At 39.1% G+C, this 25,992-nt stretch carries 14 protein-coding genes and 1 tRNA gene; 14 read left to right on the forward strand and 1 reads right to left on the reverse strand.

The genetic code is table 11. The features are described from left to right. The first annotated feature begins 12 nt into the window (after positions 1-12). From SJY09_RS01440 to SJY09_RS01485, 10 genes are all read left to right on the forward strand, one after another. Positions 13-85, forward strand: a tRNA-Trp gene (locus SJY09_RS01440). A gap of 127 nt (positions 86-212) precedes the next feature. After that, complete coding sequence (gene secE, locus SJY09_RS01445; protein WP_126590911.1) at positions 213-401, forward strand: preprotein translocase subunit SecE; 189 nt, start codon at positions 213-215, stop codon at positions 399-401. A 10-nt stretch (positions 402-411) separates the two neighbouring features. After that, positions 412-963, forward strand: a complete 552-nt coding sequence (nusG, locus tag SJY09_RS01450; protein WP_099574513.1) for a transcription termination/antitermination protein NusG — start codon at positions 412-414, stop codon at positions 961-963. Between the two features lie 66 nt (positions 964-1,029). Continuing rightward, the gene (rplK, locus tag SJY09_RS01455) at positions 1,030-1,467 is read left to right on the forward strand and encodes a 50S ribosomal protein L11 (protein WP_099574512.1); all 438 of its coding nucleotides are present in this window, start codon (positions 1,030-1,032) and stop codon (positions 1,465-1,467) included. Positions 1,468-1,486: 19 nt separating this feature from the next. Continuing rightward, positions 1,487-2,176, forward strand: coding sequence for a 50S ribosomal protein L1 (gene rplA, locus SJY09_RS01460; protein WP_396637196.1), 690 nt, complete (start codon positions 1,487-1,489; stop codon positions 2,174-2,176). A 25-nt stretch (positions 2,177-2,201) separates the two neighbouring features. Continuing rightward, positions 2,202-2,717 carry a 50S ribosomal protein L10 gene (gene rplJ / locus SJY09_RS01465; protein WP_126590912.1) on the forward strand — a complete coding sequence of 172 codons (516 nt, stop codon included), beginning with the start codon at positions 2,202-2,204 and terminating at the stop codon, positions 2,715-2,717. Positions 2,718-2,767: 50 nt separating this feature from the next. Further along, positions 2,768-3,148 carry a 50S ribosomal protein L7/L12 gene (gene rplL, locus SJY09_RS01470; RefSeq protein WP_396637197.1) on the forward strand — a complete coding sequence of 127 codons (381 nt, stop codon included), beginning with the start codon at positions 2,768-2,770 and terminating at the stop codon, positions 3,146-3,148. A 131-nt stretch (positions 3,149-3,279) separates the two neighbouring features. Then, positions 3,280-7,089 carry a DNA-directed RNA polymerase subunit beta gene (gene rpoB, locus SJY09_RS01475; RefSeq protein WP_396637198.1) on the forward strand — a complete coding sequence of 1,270 codons (3,810 nt, stop codon included), beginning with the start codon at positions 3,280-3,282 and terminating at the stop codon, positions 7,087-7,089. 58 nt (positions 7,090-7,147) lie between these two features. After that, positions 7,148-11,446, forward strand: coding sequence for a DNA-directed RNA polymerase subunit beta' (gene rpoC / locus SJY09_RS01480; protein ID WP_396637199.1), 4,299 nt, complete (start codon positions 7,148-7,150; stop codon positions 11,444-11,446). Between the two features lie 46 nt (positions 11,447-11,492). Then, positions 11,493-11,801, forward strand: coding sequence for a DUF3467 domain-containing protein (locus SJY09_RS01485; RefSeq protein ID WP_396637200.1), 309 nt, complete (start codon positions 11,493-11,495; stop codon positions 11,799-11,801). Positions 11,802-11,834: 33 nt separating this feature from the next. Here the strand turns inward: SJY09_RS01485 and SJY09_RS01490 are convergent, their stop codons facing one another. Continuing rightward, on the reverse strand, positions 11,835-13,424 hold the full coding sequence (locus tag SJY09_RS01490) for a peptide chain release factor 3 (protein ID WP_396637201.1): 1,590 nt from the start codon (positions 13,422-13,424) through the stop codon (positions 11,835-11,837). A gap of 315 nt (positions 13,425-13,739) precedes the next feature. Between SJY09_RS01490 and SJY09_RS01495 the strand changes: the two genes are divergently transcribed. From SJY09_RS01495 to SJY09_RS01510, 4 genes are all read left to right on the forward strand, one after another. Further along, positions 13,740-18,809, forward strand: a complete 5,070-nt coding sequence (locus tag SJY09_RS01495) for an Ig-like domain-containing protein (protein WP_396637202.1) — start codon at positions 13,740-13,742, stop codon at positions 18,807-18,809. Between the two features lie 12 nt (positions 18,810-18,821). Beyond that, positions 18,822-19,775, forward strand: a complete 954-nt coding sequence (locus tag SJY09_RS01500) for a type IX secretion system membrane protein PorP/SprF (RefSeq protein ID WP_396637203.1) — start codon at positions 18,822-18,824, stop codon at positions 19,773-19,775. 12 nt (positions 19,776-19,787) lie between these two features. After that, positions 19,788-21,836 (forward strand): OmpA family protein, encoded by a 2,049-nt coding sequence (locus SJY09_RS01505; RefSeq protein WP_396637204.1) that lies wholly within the window; start codon positions 19,788-19,790, stop codon positions 21,834-21,836. Between the two features lie 213 nt (positions 21,837-22,049). Beyond that, positions 22,050-25,805 (forward strand): beta strand repeat-containing protein, encoded by a 3,756-nt coding sequence (locus tag SJY09_RS01510; RefSeq protein ID WP_396637205.1) that lies wholly within the window; start codon positions 22,050-22,052, stop codon positions 25,803-25,805. The last annotated feature ends 187 nt before the right edge of the window (positions 25,806-25,992 follow it).

Here is a 25,992-nt window from a genome sequence, read left to right on the forward strand (position 1 = left end):
ATGTAATTACAAACGGGTGTAGCTCAGTTGGTAGAGCACTGGTCTCCAAAACCAGGTGTCGGGAGTTCGAGTCTCTCCTCCCGTGCGAATCTTGGAAGAGTGTGCGTGAGACGAGAAGTATATCCTGAGCGAAGTAGAAGGAAGTCTCTCCTCCCGTGCCAAATGCGGGGATTATTACAATCTCTTTAGTCGAATTTGAAAAATAATTAGGAATGTTTACATATATCAAAGAATCTGTTGAAGAGTTAAGAAATAACGTAACACTTCCTACTAGGGCGGAGTCCTCTAACCTAATGGTTATTGTAGCGGTGTTTTCAATTTTGTTCGCTTTAGCTACTTGGGGTGTAGACACTGTATTTAGTAAAATCATAAAATTATATTTCAATAACGTTCTTAATTAATAATCGCTCTATGTCAGAAGTATTAGAAAAAAAGTGGTATGTAGTGAGAGCTGTAAGTGGTCAAGAGAATAAAATCAAAGGCTACATAGAGAGTGAGGTAGAAAGACATGGTTTTGCAGATTATTTAGAGGATGTTTTGGTTCCTACTGAAAAGGTAATTCAGATAAGGAACGGAAAGAAAATAAATAAAGAAAGAGTCTACTTTCCTGGATACATTATGGTGAAAGCCAATTTAGGAGGTGAGATGGTGCATATTATTAGGTCTATCACGAACGTTATAGGTTTTTTGGGTGAAACAAAAGGAGGAGATCCTGTACCACTTAGAAAATCAGAGGTCAACAGAATGCTAGGTAAGGTAGACGAATTGGCGGTTAATACGGACAGCGTTGCCATACCTTTCGTGTTCGGAGAAACTGTTAAGGTTATAGACGGGCCGTTTAACGGTTTTAATGGTACGGTTGAGAAGATTAATGAGGAGAAGCGTAAACTTGAAGTGATGGTGAAGATTTTCGGTAGAAAAACACCATTGGAATTAAGTTATATGCAAGTAGAAAAGATTTAAGATAATTGTTACATATTTAAAAGTTGTGTTGCTTCCATTGACACACTTTCAATTTAATTTTAAACAATGGCAAAAGAAGTAGGTAAAGTAGTTAAACTACAAGTTAGGGGAGGTGCAGCGAATCCATCGCCACCGGTTGGACCCGCCTTAGGTGCTGCCGGTGTTAACATCATGGAATTCTGTAAGCAGTTCAATGCTCGTACGCAGGATAAACCAGGTAAAGTATTACCAGTTGTTATCACCGTATATAAGGACAAGTCTTTCGACTTTGTCGTTAAAACACCACCAGCGGCAGTTCAGCTATTGGAAGCAGCTAAGATTAAAAAAGGATCTGGCGAACCTAACAGAGTAAAATTAGGTAGTGTAACCTGGGATCAAATCAAGGCGATAGCCGAAGATAAGATGGTTGATCTTAATGCCTTTACGGTAGAATCTGCAATGAGTATGATTGCAGGGACTGCACGTTCTATGGGTATGAAAGTAGCAGGCAAAAGACCTTTTTAAAATCTTAAAGAGCAATTAAATGGCAAAGTTAACAAAGAAGCAAAAAGAAGCGCACTCAAAAATAGAAAAGGATAAACTTTATTCTGTTGATGATGCTTCGGCTTTAATCAAAGAAATAACTAATACAAAATTTGATGCGTCTGTAGATTTAGCGGTTCGTTTAGGGGTTGACCCTCGAAAAGCAAATCAAATGGTTCGTGGAGTGGTTACACTTCCTCATGGAACTGGTAAAGATGTAAAAGTTTTGGCTTTAGTAACACCAGATAAAGAAGCAGAAGCTCAGGAAGCTGGTGCAGATTATGTTGGTTTAGACGAGTATTTGGATAAAATTAAAGGCGGTTGGACAGATGTTGATGTAATCATCACCATGCCAAGCGTAATGGGTAAATTAGGTCCTTTAGGTCGTGTTTTAGGACCAAGAGGTTTAATGCCTAATCCAAAAACAGGTACAGTGACTATGGATGTGGCAAAAGCAGTTACAGAAGTAAAAGCTGGTAAAATTGATTTTAAGGTTGATAAAACGGGTATCGTTCATGCGGCCATTGGAAAGGCTTCCTTTTCAGCGGATAAAATTGCAGGAAACGCGAAAGAGTTGTTAGAAACTTTAAATAAGATGAAACCTACAGCGTCAAAAGGTGTTTATATGAAAAGTATTTTTATGTCTAGCACCATGAGTCCAAGTGTTCAATTAGACCCTAAGTCAGTTTAAACACTGCTAGTTAAAAATTTCAATTATGACAAGAGAAGAAAAAGCAACGGTTATACAGGATTTAACGACGCAGTTGGGAGAGAGTTCTACTATTTATTTAGCGGATATCTCCGGTTTAGATGCAGGGACAACTTCTGATTTAAGAAGGGCTTGTTTTAAATCGAACATACGATTGGCTGTAGTTAAGAATACATTGCTTGCAAAGGCAATGGAAGCTTCCGAAAAAGAGTTTGGCGAACTTCCTGAAACACTAAAGGGGAATACTTCCTTAATGTTTTCAGAAGTTGGTAATGCTCCTGCAAAACTTATCAAAAATTTCAGAAAGAAATCTGATAAACCTCTTTTAAAAGGGGCTTTTGTAGAAGAAGCAATTTATATAGGTGATGAGAATTTGGATGCTTTAGTGAGCATTAAGTCTAAAGAAGAAATGATTGGCGAGATTATAGGATTGTTACAATCTCCTGCCAAGAATGTTATTTCTGGACTTAAATCTGGTGGTGGTAAACTTGCTGGAATCCTTAAAACATTATCTGAAAGATAAGTACGCACTAAAAACTAAGTATATTTTAAAATTTTATTAAACGATAGAAAATGGCAGATTTAAAAGATTTCGCAGAACAATTGGTTAACCTTACTGTAAAAGAAGTAAACGAGTTAGCTGATATATTAAAAGATGAATATGGTATTGAGCCTGCAGCAGCAGCTGTAGCAGTTGCCGCCGGAGGTGGTGGTGCTGAAGGTGGTGAAGCCGCTGAAGAAAAGTCAGAATTTGATGTAATCTTAAAAGCAGCTGGTGGTTCTAAATTAGCAGTAGTTAAATTGGTTAAAGAATTGACTGGTCTTGGATTGAAAGATGCAAAAGATATCGTTGATAGCGCACCTAAAGCAGTAAAAGAGGGTGTTTCTAAAGACGAAGCAGAAGGTATCAAAAAATCATTGGAAGAAGCAGGAGCGGAAGTTGAGCTTAAATAGTAGCAACAACCATAGCACTTTTGGTTTAGGTCTTTTCGCTTTTTGCGGCTAGACCTAAGCCTTTTTATAGAATTAGGTATATTAAGCTGTATATCACCCATTAGTACTCACGATCAAAACACTGTCCGTAGATGTTCACAAATCAGACTGAAAGAATTAATTTCGCCTCAGCTAAGAAGACTCCAGACTACCCGGATTTCTTAGATATTCAGATTAAATCATTTCAAGATTTTTTCCAACTTGAAACGAAATCTGACCAAAGAGGGGATGAAGGTTTGTATAATACCTTCATGGAGAATTTCCCAATAACTGATACAAGAAATCAGTTTGTATTGGAATTTTTAGACTACTTCATTGATCCACCTAGATATTCTATTCAAGAATGTATAGAGCGTGGATTAACTTATAGCGTTCCTTTAAAAGCTAGACTTAAATTATATTGTACAGATCCGGAGCACGAGGATTTTGAAACCATAGTCCAAGATGTTTATCTTGGTACAATACCTTATATGACGCCTAGTGGTACTTTTGTTATCAATGGTGCTGAACGTGTTGTTGTTTCTCAGTTGCACCGTTCGCCTGGTGTATTCTTTGGACAGTCTTTCCATGCAAATGGAACAAAATTATATTCTGCTAGGGTAATTCCTTTTAAAGGTTCTTGGATAGAATTTGCTACCGATATTAATGGTGTTATGTACGCTTATATCGATAGAAAGAAAAAATTACCGGTAACAACTTTATTTAGAGCTATCGGTTTTGAAAGAGATAAGGATATTCTTGAAATATTTGACCTTTCAGAAGAAGTGAAAGTTTCTAATGCTGGTCTTAAAAAGGTACTAGGTCGTAAACTTGCGGCAAGAGTATTAAATACGTGGCATGAGGATTTTGTTGATGAGGATACAGGAGAAGTGGTTTCTATTGAAAGAAATGAAATTGTATTGGATCGTGATACAATTTTAGAAAAAGACCACATTCAGGAAATTATAGATGCAGATGTAAAGACTGTTCTTTTACATAAAGAGAACAATGCACAATCTGACTATGCCATTATTCACAATACGCTTCAGAAAGATCCTACTAACTCGGAAAAGGAAGCGGTTGAACATATTTACAGACAATTACGTAATGCTGAGCCGCCAGATGAGGAAACAGCACGTGGTATTATTGATAAATTATTCTTCTCAGACCAACGTTATAACTTAGGTGAAGTAGGTCGTTATAGAATGAATAAAAAATTACAGTTGGATATTGGAATGGACAAGCAAGTCTTGACCAAAGAAGATATCATAACCATAATTAAGTATTTAATAGAGTTGATAAACTCCAAAGCGGAGATTGATGATATTGACCACCTTTCAAATAGACGTGTAAGAACCGTTGGTGAGCAGTTATCTTCTCAGTTTGGTGTTGGTTTGGCACGTATGGCACGTACCATTCGTGAGCGTATGAACGTTCGTGATAATGAAGTGTTTACCCCAATAGATTTGATTAATGCGAAGACTTTGTCCTCGGTTATTAATTCTTTTTTTGGAACCAACCAATTGTCTCAGTTTATGGATCAAACGAATCCATTAGCGGAGATTACACACAAAAGAAGACTGTCGGCATTAGGCCCAGGCGGACTTTCAAGAGAAAGAGCTGGTTTTGAGGTACGTGATGTACACTACACACACTACGGTCGTTTATGTCCTATTGAAACTCCTGAAGGGCCAAATATTGGTTTAATTTCTTCCCTTTCCGTTTTCGCCAAGGTAAATCCAATGGGATTCTTAGAGACTCCTTATCGAAAGGTGGAGAAAGCAAAAGTAGACATAGATAATTATGTGTATTTAAGTGCGGAAGAAGAAGAGGGAATGAAAATCGCACAGGCGAATATTCCTTTAAAAGATAATGGACAAATAGATTCGGAAAAGGTTATTGCTAGAGAGGAAGGAGATTTCCCAGTGGTTGACCCATCTGAAATAAACTATACGGATGTTGCTCCTAATCAAATAGCTTCCATATCCGCATCCTTAATTCCATTCCTGGAACATGATGATGCGAACAGGGCATTGATGGGATCTAACATGATGCGTCAGGCTGTGCCATTATTAAAGCCGCAATCTCCTATTGTTGGGACAGGTTTAGAAAGACAAGTAGCTTCTGATTCTAGGGTGCTCATCAATGCAGAAGGCGATGGTGTAATCGAGTACGTAGATGCTAAGAAGATTACTATAAAGTATGATAGGACTGATGCGGAAAGGCTGATTAGTTTTGAAGAGGATTTTAAAACATATCAACTTGTTAAATTTAGAAAGACTAACCAAGGAACAAGCATCAACCTGAAACCGATTGTTAAGATAGGTGATAAGGTGAAAAAAGGGCAGGTTCTTTGCGAGGGTTATGCCACAGAAAAAGGCGAATTAGCCTTAGGTAGAAACCTTACCGTAGCTTTTATGCCTTGGAAAGGGTATAACTTTGAGGATGCTATTGTAATTTCTGAAAAAGTTGTTCGTGAAGATATCTTTACTTCTATACATGTAGACGAATATTCTTTAGAAGTTAGAGATACAAAACTAGGTGCCGAAGAGTTAACCCACGATATTCCTAATGTTTCTGAAGAGGCTACCAAAGACTTGGACGAAAACGGAATGATTCGTATTGGTGCAGAAGTTAAACCTGGAGATATACTTATAGGTAAGATTACACCAAAAGGAGAGTCTGATCCTACTCCGGAGGAGAAATTGCTTCGTGCCATTTTTGGTGACAAAGCAGGAGACGTAAAAGATGCTTCCTTGAAAGCTTCACCATCACTTAGAGGTGTTGTCATAGAGAAGAAACTGTTCTCTAGGTCGGTAAAGGACAAGCGTAAGCGTTCAGAAGATAAAGAAGAACTCTCTAAATTGGAATTGGAATATGAAGTAAAGTTCCAAGAGTTAAAAGATATATTGGTCGAGAAATTATTCACCTTAGTGAATGGTAAAACTTCTCAGGGTGTAATTAATGATTTAGGTGAGGAGGTTTTACCTAAGGGCAAGAAATATACCATGAAGATGTTAAATTCAGTTGACGATTTTGCGCACCTTGTTGGCGGAAGTTGGACAACCGATAAAGACACCAATGCTTCTGTGGCAGATTTACTTCATAATTATAAAATTAAACTCAACGATCTACAAGGGAACTTGAGGAGAGATAAGTTTACCATCTCTGTAGGTGATGAATTACCTGCTGGGATAATGAAGTTGGCTAAAGTATATATTGCTAAAAAGCGTAAGCTAAAAGTTGGTGATAAAATGGCTGGTCGTCACGGTAACAAGGGTATTGTATCTAGAATAGTGCGTCAAGAAGACATGCCTTTCTTAGAAGACGGAACTCCAGTAGATATCGTGTTAAATCCGTTAGGGGTACCATCTCGTATGAACATTGGTCAGATTTATGAAACAGTGCTAGGCTGGGCTGGTTTAAAGCTTGGTAAGAAATTCGGTACTCCGATTTTCGATGGTGCTACCTTAGATCAAATCAATGAATATACCGATGAAGCTGGCATACCAAGATTTGGACATACATACTTATATGATGGTGGAACAGGACAACGATTTGATCAACCTGCAACTGTAGGTGTAATCTATATGTTGAAACTAGGACACATGGTAGATGATAAAATGCACGCTAGATCTATAGGGCCGTATTCTTTAATTACGCAACAGCCATTAGGTGGTAAAGCACAATTTGGTGGACAACGTTTTGGAGAAATGGAAGTATGGGCACTAGAAGCATATGGAGCTTCAGCCACGCTTAGAGAAATATTAACCGTTAAATCGGATGATGTTATCGGTAGGGCTAAGACGTACGAGTCTATCGTAAAAGGAGAGACAATGCCAGAACCTGGATTACCAGAATCTTTTAATGTATTAATGCACGAACTTAAAGGATTAGGTTTGGATATTAGACTTGAAGAATAATTTCATAGTTGTAAAGAACTATTTAGAAACGAATTAAAATCATTATCAGCACGCTATTATGGCAAGAATAAAAGATAATAACCCAATAAAAAGGTTTGATAAAATTTCAATAGGATTAGCATCGCCAGAAGCAATTTTGGCAGAATCCAGAGGTGAGGTTTTAAAACCTGAAACAATAAACTATAGAACACACAAACCGGAACGTGACGGTTTGTTCTGTGAGCGTATTTTTGGTCCCGTAAAAGATTATGAATGTGCTTGTGGAAAATACAAGAGAATTCGTTACCGTGGTATCGTTTGTGACCGTTGTGGAGTAGAGGTTACAGAAAAAAAGGTACGTAGAGACAGGGTAGGTCATATTAATTTGGTGGTACCCGTTGCTCATATTTGGTATTTCCGTTCTTTGCCAAATAAAATAGGATACCTACTTGGTTTGCCTTCCAAGAAATTGGACATGATTATTTATTATGAGCGTTACGTGGTTATTCAGCCAGGTATTGCTAAAGGGCCAGAAGGAGCAGAAATTCAAAAAATGGATTTCTTAACGGAAGAGGAGTACTTAAATATTTTAGAAGAAATTCCGCAAGAAAATCAATATTTAGAAGATTCAGACCCAAATAAGTTTATCGCTAAAATGGGTGCGGAATGTCTAATAGATTTATTAGGTCGTATCGATTTACAACAACTATCTTATGATTTAAGACATAAGGCCAATACAGAGACCTCTAAGCAACGTAAGACAGAAGCGCTAAAGAGACTTCAAGTTGTTGAGGCACTAAGAGAATCTCAAGAGAATAGAGAGAATAATCCAGAGTGGATGATTATGAAAGTAATTCCGGTAATACCGCCAGAATTACGTCCTTTAGTTCCTTTAGATGGTGGTCGTTTTGCAACGTCAGATTTAAATGATTTATACAGAAGGGTTATTATTAGAAACAACCGTCTAAAAAGGTTGGTAGAGATAAAAGCCCCAGAAGTAATTTTAAGAAATGAGAAACGTATGCTTCAAGAAGCAGTAGATTCTCTTTTTGATAATACTAGAAAGGCATCTGCCGTTAAGACAGAATCAAACAGACCTTTAAAATCTTTATCAGATTCACTAAAAGGTAAGCAAGGGCGTTTCCGTCAGAACTTACTTGGTAAACGTGTTGATTATTCTGCACGTTCTGTAATTGTTGTAGGTCCTGAAATGAAGTTGTTCGAGTGTGGACTTCCAAAGGATATGGCCGCTGAATTATATAAACCTTTTGTAATCAGAAAACTGATTGAAAGAGGTATCGTAAAAACAGTAAAGTCAGCTAAGAAAATAATAGATAAGAAAGAACCCGTTGTTTGGGATATACTTGAAAATGTGCTAAAAGGTCATCCGGTGTTATTGAATAGGGCTCCAACCCTTCACCGTTTAGGAATACAAGCATTTCAGCCAAAACTTATAGAAGGTAAGGCTATTCGTTTGCACCCATTGGTTTGTACTGCATTTAATGCGGATTTCGATGGTGATCAAATGGCAGTGCATTTACCTTTAGGGCCAGAAGCTATATTAGAAGCGCAACTATTAATGTTGGCCTCTCACAATATTTTGAACCCTGCGAATGGTTCGCCTATTACCGTACCTTCTCAGGATATGGTTCTAGGTCTGTATTACATGACCAAAGAGCGTAAATCAACTCCAGAAGTGCCAATTAAAGGAGAAGGGCTTACTTTTTATTCTTATGAAGAAGTTGAAATTGCCTTTAATGAAGGTATGGTAAACCTAAATGCGGGAATAAAAGTAAGGGCAAAGGATTTTAATGAAGAAGGCGAATTGGTAAACAAAATTATCCCGACTACGGTAGGAAGAGTTTTGTTTAACATGGAAGTGCCAGAAGCTGCAGGTTATATAAATGATGTATTAAACAAGAAATCTTTAAGAGATATTATTGGTGGTATATTGGCTGTTACAGATGTGCCTACTACTGCAGATTTCTTGGATAAGATTAAAACAATGGGATATGATTTCGCCTTCAAAGGTGGATTATCCTTTAGTTTAGGAGATATTATTATTCCTAAGGAAAAGCATGAAATGATTGCTGATGCTAACGGGCAGGTAGACGGTATTATGGCCAACTATAATATGGGTCTAATTACCAATAACGAACGTTACAATCAGGTTATTGATGTTTGGACTTCTACTAACGCGCAATTAACAGAATTAGCCATGAAACGTATCCGTGAGGATCAACAAGGGTTTAATTCGGTGTATATGATGCTAGATTCTGGTGCAAGGGGCTCTAAGGAGCAAATTCGTCAGTTGACAGGTATGCGTGGATTAATGGCGAAACCTAAAAAATCTACTGCCGGTGGTGGTGAAATTATTGAGAATCCAATTCTTTCTAACTTTAAAGAAGGACTATCGATTCTAGAATACTTTATCTCAACACACGGAGCTCGTAAAGGTTTGGCAGATACGGCTTTGAAAACTGCGGATGCTGGTTATTTAACCAGACGTCTTGTTGATGTTTCCCAGGATGTAATTATCAATATTGAGGACTGTGAGACTTTAAGAGGAGTAGAAGTACAAGCGCTTAAGAAGAACGAGGAAATAGTTGAAACATTAGGAGAGCGTATTTTAGGACGTGTATCATTACATGATGTATATAATCCTTTAACACAAGAGTTAATACTATCTGCAGGTCAGGAAGTTATGGAGTCTGATGTTAAACGGGTAGAAGCATCACCAGTTGAAAGTATTGAAGTACGTTCCGCATTAACCTGTGAAGCTCAGAAAGGAATTTGCGCAAAATGTTATGGTAGAAATTTATCCACTAACAAAATGGTGCAACGAGGTGAGGCTGTAGGTGTTGTAGCTGCGCAGTCTATTGGTGAACCAGGAACACAGTTAACCTTGCGTACATTCCACGTGGGTGGTATTGCGGGTAACATATCTGAGGAAAACAAATTAGAAGCTAAGTTTAGTGGTGTTGCTGAGATTGAAGATATGAGAACGGTAAAAAGCGAGGATTCTGAAGGGAAGCCTGCGGATATCGTAATATCTAGAACCTCGGAAATAAAGATTGTAGACGCTAAGACTGGAATTACTTTGAGTACCAATAATATCCCTTATGGATCTCAATTGTTCATAAAGGATGGGGCAAAGGTTTCCAAAGAGGATGTTATTTGTTCTTGGGATCCTTACAACGGTGTTATTGTTTCAGAATTTCCAGGAAAAATTGCTTATGAGAATATAGAGCAAGGGGTTACTTATCAAGTAGAGATAGATGAGCAAACCGGTTTCCAAGAAAAGGTAATTTCAGAATCTAGAAATAAGAAACTTATACCAACGCTTCTTATTCAAGATGCTAAAGGAGAAACCTTACGCTCTTACAACTTACCTGTAGGTTCGCACATTATGGTAGATGATGGTGATAAGATAAAAGAAGGTAAAATTTTAGTGAAGATACCTCGTAAATCTGCAAAAGCAGGTGATATTACCGGTGGTCTTCCAAGAGTAACAGAATTATTTGAGGCAAGAAACCCTTCAAATCCTGCGGTAGTTTCCGAGATTGATGGCGTGGTTTCTTTTGGTAAAATCAAAAGAGGTAACCGTGAAATTATCATTGAATCTAAGCTAGGAGAGGTAAAGAAATATTTAGTGAAACTATCAAATCAAATTCTTGTTCAAGAAAACGATTATGTTAGAGCTGGTATGCCTTTATCAGATGGTTCTATAACACCAGAAGATATTCTAAAGATAAAAGGCCCATCTGCAGTACAACAGTATTTGGTGAACGAAGTTCAAGAAGTATACCGTCTGCAAGGTGTGAAAATTAATGATAAGCACTTTGAAGTTGTCGTAAGGCAGATGATGCGTAAGGTAAGAATAGTAGATCCGGGAGACACCATCTTCTTAGAAAACCAACTAATTCATAAGTCAGACTTTATAAGAGAGAATGACGAGATTTATGGTAAGAAAGTGGTTATGGAAGCTGGTGAGTCTGAAAACCTTAAAGCAGGCCAGATAGTTACGCCAAGAGAGTTAAGAGATGAGAATTCATTACTTAAGCGAAATGATAAAACAGTGGTAGAAGCTAGAGATGCAGTTGCTGCAACAGCAACGCCAATACTTCAGGGTATTACTAGAGCTTCACTTCAAACAAAATCATTTATTTCTGCTGCTTCTTTCCAAGAGACGACCAAGGTATTAAATGAAGCTGCTGTTAGCGGTAAGGTAGATACTTTAGAAGGACTTAAAGAAAATGTTATTGTAGGTCACAAGATACCGGCAGGTACGGGTATGCGTGATTACGAAAGCATAATCGTTGGTTCTAAGGAAGAATATGATGAGATAATGGCTAGAAAAGAAGCCTTAAGATTCTAAAATTAAAACCCCCATTTATTGGGGGTTTTTTTATAATTTTATTCCAATGAGTGAAAATAAAAACCAAAAACAGATTAATATAGAGCTTGATGAAAAAACAGCGGAAGGAATTTATTCTAACCTAGCTATCATTAATCATTCGGTTTCAGAATTTGTTGTAGATTTTATTAGTATGATGCCGGGTGCGCCCAAGGCAAAAGTTAAAAGCAGAATTGTGCTTACACCGCAACATGCAAAGAAATTTCTAAAAGCCTTGAATGACAATGTGCAACGTTTCGAGAAAGCTCATGGAACTATTAAGGATTATGAACAACCTCCAATCCCATTAAATTTTGGCCCAACAGGAGAAGCATAAAAAAAAGCCCAGCTAATTTTAGCTGGGCTTTTTTTATTCAAATTCTGATACAAAATGAAGTTTTACTTTAGGGTATTTTGATTGTGTCATTTGCAATGAAAATTGAGAGTCCGCGAGGAACACCAATTGACCCTTCTTGTCTTTGGCTAGAAATTTTTGTTTAACTCTTACGAAATCTTTGAATTCGTCTGTTTTTCTATTCTCATTGCCTATCCAGCAAGCTTTATATACCGGGAAGTTTTCGTAACTACATTTAGCGCCATATTCATGTTCTAATCTATATTGTATAACTTCAAATTGTAAAGCGCCAACAGTACCAATAATCTTTCGGCCATTTAGTTCAAGCGTAAATAACTGTGCAACACCTTCGTCCATCAACTGGTCTATGCCTTTATATAATTGTTTGGACTTCATTGGGTCTGCATTGTTAATATATCTAAAGTGTTCGGGAGAAAAGCTGGGTATACCTTTATAATGCAAAGATTCACCTTCGGTCAACGTATCGCCAATTTTAAAATTCCCGGTATCATGTAATCCTACAATATCCCCTGGATAGGATATATCTACTATTTCCTTTTTTTCGGCAAAAAAAGCATTCGGACTAGAAAATTTTAATTTTTTGCCTTGACGAACGTGTAAATAGGGTTTATTCCGCTCAAAAGTCCCTGAGACTATTTTAATAAAGGCTAAACGATCCCTGTGTTTAGGATCCATATTTGCGTGAATTTTAAAAACAAATCCTGTAAGTTCTTTTTCATCAGAATTTACAAGTCTTTCTTCGGCATTTTTTGGTTTAGGAGATGGTGCAATTTCAATAAAGCAGTCCAGTAATTCTCGTACTCCAAAATTATTAAGAGCAGAGCCAAAGAAAACAGGTTGTTGATTACCTTCCAAATATAGTTCCTTGTCAAACTCTGGATATATTCCCCATACCAATTCTAGATTTTCACGAAGTTCCTCGGCTGCTTTGGAGCCAATTGTTTTTTCTAGTTCAGGACTGTCTATATCATCAAAAGCAATGGTTTCCTCAATATTCTTTTTGCTATCTCCGCTAAACAGATTTATATTTTTTTCGTAAATATTATAAATGCCTTTAAAGTCATACCCCATGCCTATCGGGAAACTTAATGGAGTAACCGAAAGCCCTAATTTTTGTTCTAATTCGTCGAGCAAATCGAACGCATCTTGACCTTCACGATCTAGCTTATTGATAAAAACTAGCATTGGAATATTTCGCATACGACAGACTTCGACAAGTTTTACGGTTTGCTCTTCCACACCTTTGGCTACGTCGATTACTACAATTACACTATCTACAGCGGTTAAAGTTCTAAATGTATCTTCTGCGAAATCTTTGTGTCCAGGTGTATCAAGAATGTTTATCTTTTTATCTTTGTAAATAAAGGCCAAGACAGATGTCGCGACGGATATTCCACGTTGGCGTTCAATCTCCATAAAATCACTCGTAGCAGTTTTCTTAATTTTATTATTTTTCACTGCACCTGCTTCCTGAATTGCACCCCCGAACAATAATAACTTCTCCGTCAATGTAGTCTTTCCTGCATCTGGATGGGAAATAATGCCGAAGGTTCTTCGCCTCTCAATTTCATCTTTAAAATTCATACTGAAAATTTGAGTAAAAATAAGTCAAATAACCCGCTCAGGCTAAACCTCCGGTTTGTTTAAATTTGAATTTGATCCTCATTGTGTGACTATATTGTGTTTTTTGTGTCTTAAAACAGAGAGATAGGAATCAAGAAAATTGCAGTTCATCGATTAATTAAGGGTTTAAAGGCTGCAAAGCTTTAATAACTAGTAAACAATTTGAGTATTGCAATTTTAAAATTATCTTGCATTGTATTTTTAGAGACCACCCCACGTCTTACTACTATATTTTCCTACACGCCATGGTGCATAGTTCAATAAAAACTATCATTTATGGAAAAAAACACCTACGTATTAAGTAGAAGTTTCACTTCTTTTCTCAATAAGGTTCTATTCGGATTCTTTACCTGTTTTATAATATCGGTCAATATAGTTAACGCTAATAATTCATCTTCTTTAATTTCATATCAAGATATTGATGCAGATGGCGTTTTAAATGCAGATGATATTGATGACGACGATGATGGTATATTGGATTCTGTTGAGGATAACAATCTAGATGGCGATAATAATCATTTGACGAATCCTACGGATAGCGATGGTGATTCCATTCCGAATTATTTGGATATAGATTCAGATAATGATGGAATTCTAGATAATGTTGAGGGGCAATTAACGTCTAACTATATTGCTCCTTCGGGAAGGGACGATAATGATAATGGTCTTGATGATGCATATGAAGGGTCATACGGTTTTGGAATAACACCAATTAATACAGATTCCGGTGTAGGTAGAGGTAATATACCGGACTATTTGGATATAGATTCGGATATTGATGGGATTAGGGATAATATTGAAGCACAGGATGCTAACAATTATATAGCACCATCGGGAATTGATGTTAACAAGAACGGTCTTGACGATATTTATGAAAGTGTTTCAGGAGTTGGATTAAACCCTATTAACACTGACGGTGATGAATATCCAGATTTTAGAGATTTTGATTCTGATGCCGATGGAATAAAGGATAAGGTTGAGGCTCAGACTTCCGAGGGATATATACCACCTACTGGAGATAAAAACTTTAATGATATTGACGATGCTTATGAAGATGGCTTACATCCAATAGATACTGACGACGACGGTTATCCTGACTATAGGGATATTGATAGCGATGACGATGGGATAATTGATAATTTAGAGAGTCAAGAAACCTCAAATTATATTGCTCCTTCTGGAAATGATAACGACCGTAATGGAATGGATGACGCTTACGGTGGAGGTATTGACCCAATTAATAGCGATAGCGATTCAAAGCCTGATTTTAGAGATATAGACAGTGACAACGATGGTATCCCTGATAATGTGGAAGGTCAAACCACAGCGGGTTATATTGTTCCCAGCGGTAACGATGTAAATGAGGATGGATTAGATGATGCCTACATCGGCGGTCTTACTCCTGTGAACACTGACGGTACTGACGGACCGGACTATCTGGACGATGACAGCGACAACGATACTGTCGCGGACAACAACGAGGGCAACGATTTTAACTTCGACGGTATTCCCGACCAGACCTTTACGGGAGTGGATACTGACGGTGACGGTCTTGACGACGGTTACGAGGGAAGCGATGTTGATGACGGGTTCGACGTTAACGACGAGATAGACGACCCAGCGAACGACCTACCCGATACGGACGGTACGGAGGACGTGAACTACCGAGACCTTGACGATGACGGCGACGGCATCGATACCCCGGACGAGGATGCCGACAATGACGGCGACCCTACCAACGACGATACGGACGGTGACGGCACCCCGGACTACCTTGACCCTGACGGTAACGGCCCGGATACGGACGGCGATGGTGTACCCGACCTGGTCGACCTTGACGACGACAACGATGGTATACTTGATACAACGGAGGATCCCAACCTAGACGGTGACAACGACCCGTTGACGGATGCCTTGGATACGGACAATGACGGCGTACCCGACCATTTGGATATAGACAGTGACAACGACGGTATCCCCGACAATGTGGAAGGACAGACGACTGCAGGTTATATAGCCCCTAACGATGACGACGCTGCCACGTATATTTCCAACGATGGTGTCAACAGTGCCTACATCGGCGGTCTTACTCCTGTGAACACTGACGGTACTGACGGACCGGACTATCTGGACGATGACAGCGACAACGATACTGTCGCGGACAACAACGAGGGCAACGATTTTAACTTCGACGGTATTCCCGACCAGACCTTTACGGGAGTGGATACTGACGGTGACGGTCTTGACGACGGTTACGAGGGAAGCGATGTTGATGACGGGTTCGACGTTAACGACGAGATAGACGACCCAGCGAACGACCTACCCGATACGGACGGTACGGAGGACGTGAACTACCGAGACCTTGACGATGACGGCGACGGCATCGATACCCCGGACGAGGATGCCGACAATGACGGCGACCCTACCAACGACGATACGGACGGTGACGGCACCCCGGACTACCTTGACCCTGACGGTAACGGCCCGGATACGGACGGCGATGGTGTACCCGACCTTGTCGACCTTGACGACGACAACGATGGTATACTTGATACAACGGAGGATTCCAACCTCGACGGTGACAACGACCCGTTGACGGATGCCTTGGATTCTGATGGTGACGGCGTACCCGACCATTTGGATATAGACAGTGACAACGACGGTATCCCCGACAATGTGGAAGGACAGACGACTGCAGGTTATATAGCCCCTAACGATGACGACGCTGCCACGTATATTTCCAACGATGGTGTCAACAGTGCCTACATCGGCGGTCTTACTCCTGTGAACACTGACGGTACTGACGGACCGGACTATCTGGACGATGACAGCGACAACGATACTGTCGCGGACAACAACGAGGGCAACGATTTTAACTTCGACGGTATTCCCGACCAGACCTTTACGGGAGTGGATACTGACGGTGACGGTCTTGACGACGGTTACGAGGGAAGCGATGTTGATGACGGGTTCGACGTTAACGACGAGATAGACGACCCAGCGAACGACCTACCCGATACGGACGGTACGGAGGACGTGAACTACCGAGACCTTGACGATGACGGCGACGGCATCGATACCCCGGACGAGGATGCCGACAATGACGGCGACCCTACCAACGACGATACGGACGGTGACGGCACCCCGGACTACCTTGACCCTGACGGTAACGGCCCGGATACGGACGGCGATGGTGTACCCGACCTGGTCGACCTTGACGACGACAACGATGGTATACTTGATACAACGGAGGATCCCAACCTAGACGGTGACAACGACCCGTTGACGGATGCCTTGGATTCTGATGGTGACGGCGTACCCGACCATTTGGATATAGACAGTGACAACGACGGTATCCCCGACAATGTGGAAGGACAGACGACTGCAGGTTATATAGCCCCTAACGATGACGACGCTGCCACGTATATTTCCAACGATGGTGTCAACAGTGCCTACATCGGCGGTCTTACTCCTGTGAACACTGACGGTACTGACGGACCGGACTATCTGGACGATGACAGCGACAACGATACTGTCGCGGACAACAACGAGGGCAACGATTTTAACTTCGACGGTATTCCCGACCAGACCTTTACGGGAGTGGATACTGACGGTGACGGTCTTGACGACGGTTACGAGGGAAGCGATGTTGATGACGGGTTCGACGTTAACGACGAGATAGACGACCCAGCGAACGACCTACCCGATACGGACGGTACGGAGGACGTGAACTACCGAGACCTTGACGATGACGGCGACGGCATCGATACCCCGGACGAGGATGCCGACAATGACGGCGACCCTACCAACGACGATACGGACGGTGACGGCACCCCGGACTACCTTGACCCTGATAGTGGTGGTTTAGATGCAATAGACGATATTGTAACTACACCTGAGAATACACCTGTAGATATTGATATTCTTGGGAATGATACCGGAATTCCGGCTGATGGTACACTTACTTTTACCAACCCTTCCAACGGTACATTGGTATTGAACGATGGTGGTACTCCCGACGATATTACGGACGACTTCTTAGTCTACACTCCCAATGAAGGATTTAATGGCACGGATACTTTCGAGTACACGGTTTGCGACGCTTTTGGAAATTGTGATACTGCTGTAGTAACCGTAACTGTGGGAACACCACCTGTTCTAGATGTGGTAGATGATTCTTTATCCACACCTGAGAATACACCTGTAGATATTGATATTCTTGGGAATGATACCGGAATTCCTGCTGATGGTACACTTACTTTTACCAACCCTTCCAACGGTACATTGGTATTGAACGATGGTGGTACTCCCGACGATATTACGGACGACTTCTTAGTCTACACTCCCAATGAAGGATTTAATGGCACGGATACTTTCGAGTACACGGTTTGCGACGCTTTAGGAAATTGTGATACTGCTGTAGTAACCGTAACTGTGGGAACACCACCTGTTCTAGATGTGGTAGATGATTCTTTATCCACACCTGAGAATACACCTGTAGATATTGATATTCTTGGGAATGATACCGGAATTCCGGCTGATGGTACACTTACTTTTACCAACCCTTCCAACGGTACATTGGTATTGAACGATGGTGGTACTCCCGACGATATTACGGACGACTTCTTAGTCTACACTCCCAATGAAGGATTTAATGGCACGGATACTTTCGAGTACACGGTTTGCGACGCTTTAGGAAATTGTGATACTGCTGTAGTAACCGTTACTGTGGGAACACTACCTGTTCTAGATGTTGTTGATGACGCGGTAACAACAGATCCTGAGGTACCAGTAGATATAACAATGTTAGATAACGACACGAATGTTCCATCAGATGGCAGTATTACGTTTACTGACCCTTCTAATGGTACGGTAGTATTGAATGATGGAGGTACTCCCGACGATATTACTGATGATTTTTTTACCTATACTCCCAATCCTGATTTTAGTGGTACGGATACTTTTGAGTATACTGTTTGTGATACTGCAGGTATATGTGATACAGCTACTATTACCGTAACGGTTAATGAGCCTCAGATACTTGAAATAGAAGTAAACCAAATGGTCACTCCAAATGCTGATGGTAAGAATGATTTTCTATTTATTAGGGGTGTTGAAGGAATTAGGAGTAGTTCTCTCAAAATATTTAATAGATGGGGAGTAGCAGTATATGAAGGAGAAAATTATAATAATCAAAATAATGTTTTTGATGGACGTTCAAGAGGAAGATCAACTTTAAGCGTTGAGGACTATCTTCCATCTGGTGTCTACTATTACATATTCGACTATACTACCCTGGATGGAGAAAATAAAGTCGATAGTGAGTATATTTACATCAGCAGATAATAATATAACCATATGAATATCAGGAATAAGTTTACTATTGTTGCACTATTATCTTTCATTTTTATGGGAGTGGTCAATGCTCAACAAGATGCCCAGTATACCCAGTACATGTTCAATACTATGAGTGTTAACCCTGCATATGCAGGCTCTCGTGGGCAACTTAGTATCGCGGCTTTATACAGGGCCCAATGGGTGGGACTCGATGGTGCTCCAACTTCACAAACATTAAATCTTCATTCTCCAATTAGAAATAGCAAATTGGGTTATGGTGTATCCATAGTTAATGATGAAATTGGGGATGGGGTGGTTCAAGAGACTTATTTTGATGGAATTATATCTTATACCATTGATGTTTCCCAAGAGGGTAAGCTGTCCTTTGGATTAAAAGCCGGAGGTAACTTATTAAATCTTGATTTTAATAAATTAAGAAATTTTGATGCAGAGCCGGTTAATGCTGATAATATCGAGAATAGGTTTTCACCAAATGTAGGTCTTGGACTTTATTACCATTCCAATAAGTTTTATGCTGGTCTATCGGCTCCTAACTTACTACAGACAGAGTATTTTGATAATTCGCAGCAAGATGCGAACACGGTCCAGTTCCTTTCCAAAGAACGAATTAATTTCTATTTGATAACTGGTTATGTATTCGATTTAAACGGTAATTTAAAATTTAAGCCTGCATTATTGACAAAGATGGTTGGTGGGGCTCCACTGCAGGTAGACTTTTCAGCAAACTTTATGTTTAATGATAAATTTACTTTTGGAGCGGCTTACCGCTGGGACGCAGCGTTAAGTGCTATGGCTGGGTTCCAGATTTCTGACCAGTTTATGTTGGGATTAGCTTATGACAAGGAGACCACAGATTTAGGTGGTACCCAGTTCAATGATGGCTCTTTTGAAGTGTTCTTAAGATTTGAATTGGTAAAATCCTTCCAAAGATTAGTATCTCCCCGATTCTTCTAATATAGATAAACCATGATGAAAAAATTACAGCTTTTGGTTCTGCTTTTAATGATAAGTGGTTTGGAATTTTCCCAAGCACAAGAACGACTTATCAATAAAGGAAATGAGAAGTACGAAGAGTATTCTTTTAGTCCTGCGATAGATATCTATAAAAAGGTAATTGAGAAAGGGTACACTTCAGCTGACTTATTAAAGAAATTAGGAAATTCTTATTATTATAATGCGCAGTATAAGGAGGCCGCAGAAACCTATAAAACACTAGTATCGGAGTATCCGAATGATATCACTCCCGAGGATTATTTTAAATATTCACAAACACTCAAAACTCTCGGAGATTATGATGGGTCCAATGAGGTGATGTCCAAATTTACCGCTCTTACGTCCGGAGATCTAAGGGCTTCAGTATTTAAGAGTGAAAAAGACTATTTGGCCGAGATTAAGGCAAACTCTGGACGGTATGAATTAAAACCTTTTGAATATAATTCCGTCTATTCAGAATTTGCGCCATCTTACTACAAAGAAGGGCTAATTTTCTCTTCGGACAGAGATACAGGTAACTTTGCGAGATATAGACATACTTGGAATTCCAAGGATTTTTTAGATTTATATAGAGTAAATGCAGATAGCGTATCACTCAACAATGTGGTTAAGATAGACCTCAAAGGAAAAAAGAAATCTACTTCCTCGGTTAGTCAAGATACCAATGGTTCATCTCCAAGTTTAGGCACTATTAACACTAACGCTGATGATTTAGGAAAACGGAAAGATAGAATTAATACCAGGCTCCATGAGTCCACTTCGATTGTAACCAAAGATGGTAATACAATTTATTTTACTAGGAATAATCTTGTAGAAGGCAAGTACAAGAAGGATGAAAATGGAATCATTAGATTGAAAATCTTTAGAGCGCAATTGATTGATGGCGATTGGACAGAAATAGAGGAACTACCCTTTAATAGCGATTCTTATTCGGTAGCACACCCAGCTTTAAGTCCTGATGAAAAGACTTTATATTTTGCTTCTGACATGCCTGGCACCTTGGGGGAATCTGACATATTTAAAATTGCTATAAACAATGATAGAACTTTTGGAACACCAAAAAATTTAGGCGCTAATATAAATACAGAAGCAAGAGAAACCTTTCCTTTTGTAACGAGCGAAGAAATTCTTTACTTCTCATCTGACGGCCACCCTGGTCTGGGTGGGCTAGATGTTTTTGCTACTAAAATAAAACGACAGGATTTTACAGGGGATATCATGAATGTTGGGGAGCCTGTAAATAGTAATAAGGATGATTTTACATTTATCTTTAATGAAGAAACAAAGAAGGGTTATTTGGCGTCGAATAGAGAAGAAGGACTTGGAGCTGATGATATTTATGCGTTGATTGAAAAGGAACCGCTTGTTTTTGAATGTGTTCAAAAAGTTACTGGTACGGTAAGAGATAAAATTTCAAATGAAGTCCTAGTAGGTGCCACTGTTAAGGTAATTAATGAGGAGAATGAAGAAATATTATCGACCATTACCGATTCTGATGGTAACTATAGCTTGGTGTTAGATTGTAATCAAGGAAACTTCGTAAGGGCTTTGATGGAGGGCTATATACCTTTTGAAGAGTATGTAGGAATTTCAGATGGTAAGCCTAAAATTATTGACTTTTATCTGGAGAGAGATAGGATTACGGCTGGTTTTGGGGATGATTTAGCTAAACTCTTACAACTAAGTACTATTTATTTTGATTTTGACAAGTACAATATCCGAAAGGATTCTGAGATTGAGGTAGAAAAAGTAATAGCTGCCATGGAAAAATATCCAAGCCTTAGGATACAGGTCAATTCTCATACAGATAGTAGAGGTCCAGCCTCCTATAATTTATGGTTATCTCAAAAAAGGGCCGAATCTACTATCAATTACATGATTGCCAACGGCATTTCTAAGGATAGGTTGGCTAGTGAGGGATACGGAGAAACGAAACTTATTAACGACTGTGTAGATGGTGTAAAATGTTCTTCTGAAAAACATGATTTAAATAGGCGTTCAGAGTTTATTATTTTGGAATAGCTACATACTTTATTTTTCTCTTTGAAATAGAAAACATCTTCGAATTCATATACTAATTACCTTGTTCTAAGAAATTTAAAATTTCTTAGAACAACAGGTTTATAGGGTTTTACCAAACCTATTGCCTCTTTCACAACAATAAGTAATATAATAGTTTATTCAACATTACATTTGATGTTATGGTATTCTTAAAGTTAACCATTACAGTTTATTATGTTGAATAAGGTCTATTTTTTAATATTTATTTTTTCCACATTAATTGTCCAGAACGTTAAATCACAAGAGACTTTTCGAGATAATTTTAGTGCGGTTTCATACGGTAATAATAACGGTACTCAGAATTTTAGCTCAAACTGGTTCGAACAAAATGATGATGGTAGCCCAAATAGTGGTGATATTAGTATAAATTCTAATCAGCTTAGATTCAGGAATATGGATGATGCATGGATTTATAGATTTATCCCACTGGCTGGGGCATCTTCAGTTACCCTAACTTTGGATTATAATGCAAATTCTAGAGGAAATGAACAGTTAGATGTGTATATATACAATTCCGATACTTTCAATTGGAATTTAGTAGAGTCAATTAACACGACCAACACTGGCACTATTACCTATAATTTAACGGCAGCTGAGATTGCGTCAAATCCAGCAATAATATTCTTTAGTGATAATAATAATTGGGACGCTACGGAGACTATTTTTATTGATAATGTTCAATTTTCTGCACAATACTCACCTACAATAACTGTAAATGATATCGACTTCAATGAAACAGACGGAACGGTATCTATCACGGCTACGCACGCCAGTAACGCTGCATCGGGAGCATTTACGGTAAATTATCAAACCACGGATATTTCTACTTCTGCAGGAACTGATTATATAGTCGCAACTGGTACGCTAAATTTTAATGGAACTGTAGGCGATACCGATACTATTACCTTGTCAATTTTAGATGATGGGTTAATTGAAGGGCCAGAAGATTTAAGAATTGAATTCGTTTCAAGTTCAGACCCAACAGTAGATTTTACAGATACAGCTACTATAACCATTCGAGATAACGAGGTAGAGTCGAATACTCCACTATCACTTTTTAGAGAGTATAATGGGTATTATGATTACGCTTTGACCGGTGGCAGTATGCGAGATGAGGATAATAGTGGTAATACCTGTTCCATAGTGTCAACATCTAGTAATACACTCACCACTACCGTACCTGCTACTGCTCAAATAGAGCAGGCCTATTTATTTTGGACGCATTCTGGCACTAGCCCAGATTTACAAGTAACGCTGGAAGGTCAGAATATTGATGCAGACTTTGCGAACGAATCGTTTATTGGTGCACTTTCCTTTTATTCAATGATCGCGGATGTAACCACGCTTATCGAAAGTATGCCAATCGGTAGTATAAGTGCAAATACTTTTGATTTTTCAGATTTAAATGTTGACAATACGGGCTCATATTGTTCAGGGCAAGTAACCCTAGGTGGATGGAGTTTAATGATATTTTATGAAGAAGCTTCGTTACCAGCGGTATCACTAAATTTATATCAGGGTTTTCAAGGATATCAAAATACCACGTCACCTGTAAGTTTTACACTTGATGGATTCTATGCAATAGCTTCTTCTGGAGCTAAGACCACCATTTTGTCATGGGAGGGAGATCAATCGATTACTGGAGGGGAACAGCTTTCTATAACAACCACATTGGGCACCAATAAGCTTACGGGTGATGGTGACAATGATGGTATATCCGTAGATAATCCATATAATTCAACAATATTCGACAATACGGTACTTCCTAATATTAATAATACTACCACGTATGGTTTAGATTTGGACACCTACGATATATCGTCTTTTATAGCCCCGGCTGAATCATCGGTTACTACGAATGTAGAAATGGGCGGAGATTTTGTCTTGCTTAACGGCGTGGTCATTAAAGTTCCTTCAAATTTAATTACGGGGACTGTATTTGAAGATGTGAACTACCCTGGGGGAGCGGGTCGGGATATTAGTACTGCAGGAGGAATTCCCATTGAAGGTGTTTCGGTAGAATTATATAATTCCTCAGGTAGTTTAGTAGATACCCAACTTACTGACGAGAACGGGTTATATGTTTTTGGAGGAATTCCAAACGATACGTATGCATTACGGGTCGTTAATTCTACGGTTACCTCCAATAGAGGTGGCGGAGATACCTGTTCAGGGTGTTACCCTGTACAAACCTTTAGGAGATTCGATTCTGGTGCGGGTCTTACCGATGTAGTTGATGAAGTTGGAGGAGCAAATCCAGCGAATGAAGACAGCGCGTTAGGCACTTTAACAGGAGCACAGTCTGCATCGACAATATTTATCAATGCAAGCGGAATTATTGATGTAGATTTTGGTTTTAATTTTAATACTATTGTTAACACCAATGAAGACGGTCAAGGTTCTTTAGAACAGTTTATTGTCAATGCAAATAATCTGGATGAAACAGGATTAGATATTGATGCGAATTCAATTTTTGACCCTGCCCCAGGAATAGATACCTCTATATTTATGATTCCGCCCACAGGAGATTCGCAAGGTAGAACGGCAGATGTAAATTATAATGGCGCTTACTTTGATATTCTTGTAGCAAATGGAAATCCGTTTTCTAATATAACGGCAGCAAATACAAGCATAGATGGGCGAACACAAACGTCATATTCTGGTAATACCAATTCTGGAACAGTAGGGTCGGGCGGAACAGTAGTTGGGACGTCTGGCATAACTTTACCTAATTATGATTTGCCTGAAATACAGATTCACAGAAACGGTGGTGATGTGCTTAGAGTAGAGGCAAACGGCGTGACTATTAGAAATCTTTCGATTTTTGCCAATAATAACGCTGCAATACGTGTAAATAGTGGTTCAGCAGAAATAGCTGAAAATGTGTTAGGAGTTGATGCAACAGGCAATAATGCGGGTAATATTGATTTTGGAGTGGAAAACCAAGGTGGAGATATTCTGGTAAGAAGTAATTACATTGCTACCGTTACGGATGCCGGAGTTTATTTAAATGGTGGTAGTTCAAGTATAATTGAGAATAATCACTTTTTTTCTAATGGAGCTACGGCATGTGACGATAACATTGAAATAAATTCGGGAGGAGGTATCATAATTCAGCAAAATTTAATTGAAAATTCTGGTTCTTTAGGAATAGATGCCGAGAATATAGCTGGGAATGTATCAATTCTAAACAATACGATTACCGGTGCTGGTCAAAACGGTGGTAATTGTTCTGGTTCTGTTCAAAACTATGGAGTGCGTTTATCAGGTAATGATTCAGAAGTTAGTAATAATGTCATATTTAATAATGGCGGAGCAGGGCTGATTATAGTAGGAAACCCAGGGGAAAATGGAAATCTCATATCACAGAATTCCTTTTTTAATAATGGAACAGACGGTGCGGCATTGGGAATTGACCTAGTGGCCTCAGGAACTGTACCGGATGGAATTACCATAAATGATCTTAATGATGCCGATACGGGTCCCAATGATTTAGTGAATTTTCCAATCATCGAAAGTGCAAATATTAGCAGTACCAGTGTTAGTATTACAGGTTGGGCTAGATCTGGCGCAACAATAGAGTTCTTTTTAACCGATATTTCTGAAGGAACCGCTGTTGATGGGGATAACCAATTGGGTCTATCCACAGATTACGGTGAGGGTCAGGTGTTTATTGGTTCTTTTGTTGAGGGTAGTGCGGCCGATACCAATGCAAATACATCATCTTATTTGGATGAGGATAGTAATACGGATAATACCAATCAATTTACGTTTACGTTTAATACTCCCTCTGGAGTAACTTTAGGCAAGGACATTACGGCAACAGCAACAGTTTCTAATTCTACCTCAGAATTCTCTCCAATGAGTAAATTAAAGACGTATACAATTATCACCAATCGTCGAATCACCTATCGCGTTAAGAAAAATTAATTAAACGTAGTATTTTTCTTTCTTTTTATTTTTTGAAAGTACCGTATTCATTGGGCTAAAGTAGTTTTAACCACATTTTTTTCAGTAGTAATGTCGTACAATTAATAGTTGACAACATTTTATTTGAATTCATACATTCAAGTAAGAACTTTAATTTTTAATAATAGGAAACTATTTCCCTCGCGTT

This window comes from Maribacter sp. R77961, assembly GCF_044594925.1.
Lineage (GTDB): Bacteria > Bacteroidota > Bacteroidia > Flavobacteriales > Flavobacteriaceae > Maribacter.

Excerpts from the sequence above, each read along its gene's own strand:
- rpoC (WP_396637199.1), top strand. The coding sequence starts at position 7,148 with ATGGCAAGAATAAAAGATAATAACCCAATAAAAAGGTTTGATAAAATT.
- SJY09_RS01485 (WP_396637200.1), top strand. The coding sequence starts at position 11,493 with ATGAGTGAAAATAAAAACCAAAAACAGATTAATATAGAGCTTGATGAA.
- nusG (WP_099574513.1), top strand. The coding sequence starts at position 412 with ATGTCAGAAGTATTAGAAAAAAAGTGGTATGTAGTGAGAGCTGTAAGT.
- rplK (WP_099574512.1), top strand. The coding sequence starts at position 1,030 with ATGGCAAAAGAAGTAGGTAAAGTAGTTAAACTACAAGTTAGGGGAGGT.
- SJY09_RS01495 (WP_396637202.1), top strand. The coding sequence starts at position 13,740 with ATGGAAAAAAACACCTACGTATTAAGTAGAAGTTTCACTTCTTTTCTC.
- SJY09_RS01505 (WP_396637204.1), top strand. The coding sequence starts at position 19,788 with ATGATGAAAAAATTACAGCTTTTGGTTCTGCTTTTAATGATAAGTGGT.
- rplJ (WP_126590912.1), top strand. The coding sequence starts at position 2,202 with ATGACAAGAGAAGAAAAAGCAACGGTTATACAGGATTTAACGACGCAG.
- secE (WP_126590911.1), top strand. The coding sequence starts at position 213 with ATGTTTACATATATCAAAGAATCTGTTGAAGAGTTAAGAAATAACGTA.
- SJY09_RS01510 (WP_396637205.1), top strand. The coding sequence starts at position 22,050 with ATGTTGAATAAGGTCTATTTTTTAATATTTATTTTTTCCACATTAATT.
- rplL (WP_396637197.1), top strand. The coding sequence starts at position 2,768 with ATGGCAGATTTAAAAGATTTCGCAGAACAATTGGTTAACCTTACTGTA.
- rplA (WP_396637196.1), top strand. The coding sequence starts at position 1,487 with ATGGCAAAGTTAACAAAGAAGCAAAAAGAAGCGCACTCAAAAATAGAA.
- SJY09_RS01490 (WP_396637201.1), bottom strand. The coding sequence starts at position 13,424 with ATGAATTTTAAAGATGAAATTGAGAGGCGAAGAACCTTCGGCATTATT.
- SJY09_RS01500 (WP_396637203.1), top strand. The coding sequence starts at position 18,822 with ATGAATATCAGGAATAAGTTTACTATTGTTGCACTATTATCTTTCATT.
- rpoB (WP_396637198.1), top strand. The coding sequence starts at position 3,280 with ATGTTCACAAATCAGACTGAAAGAATTAATTTCGCCTCAGCTAAGAAG.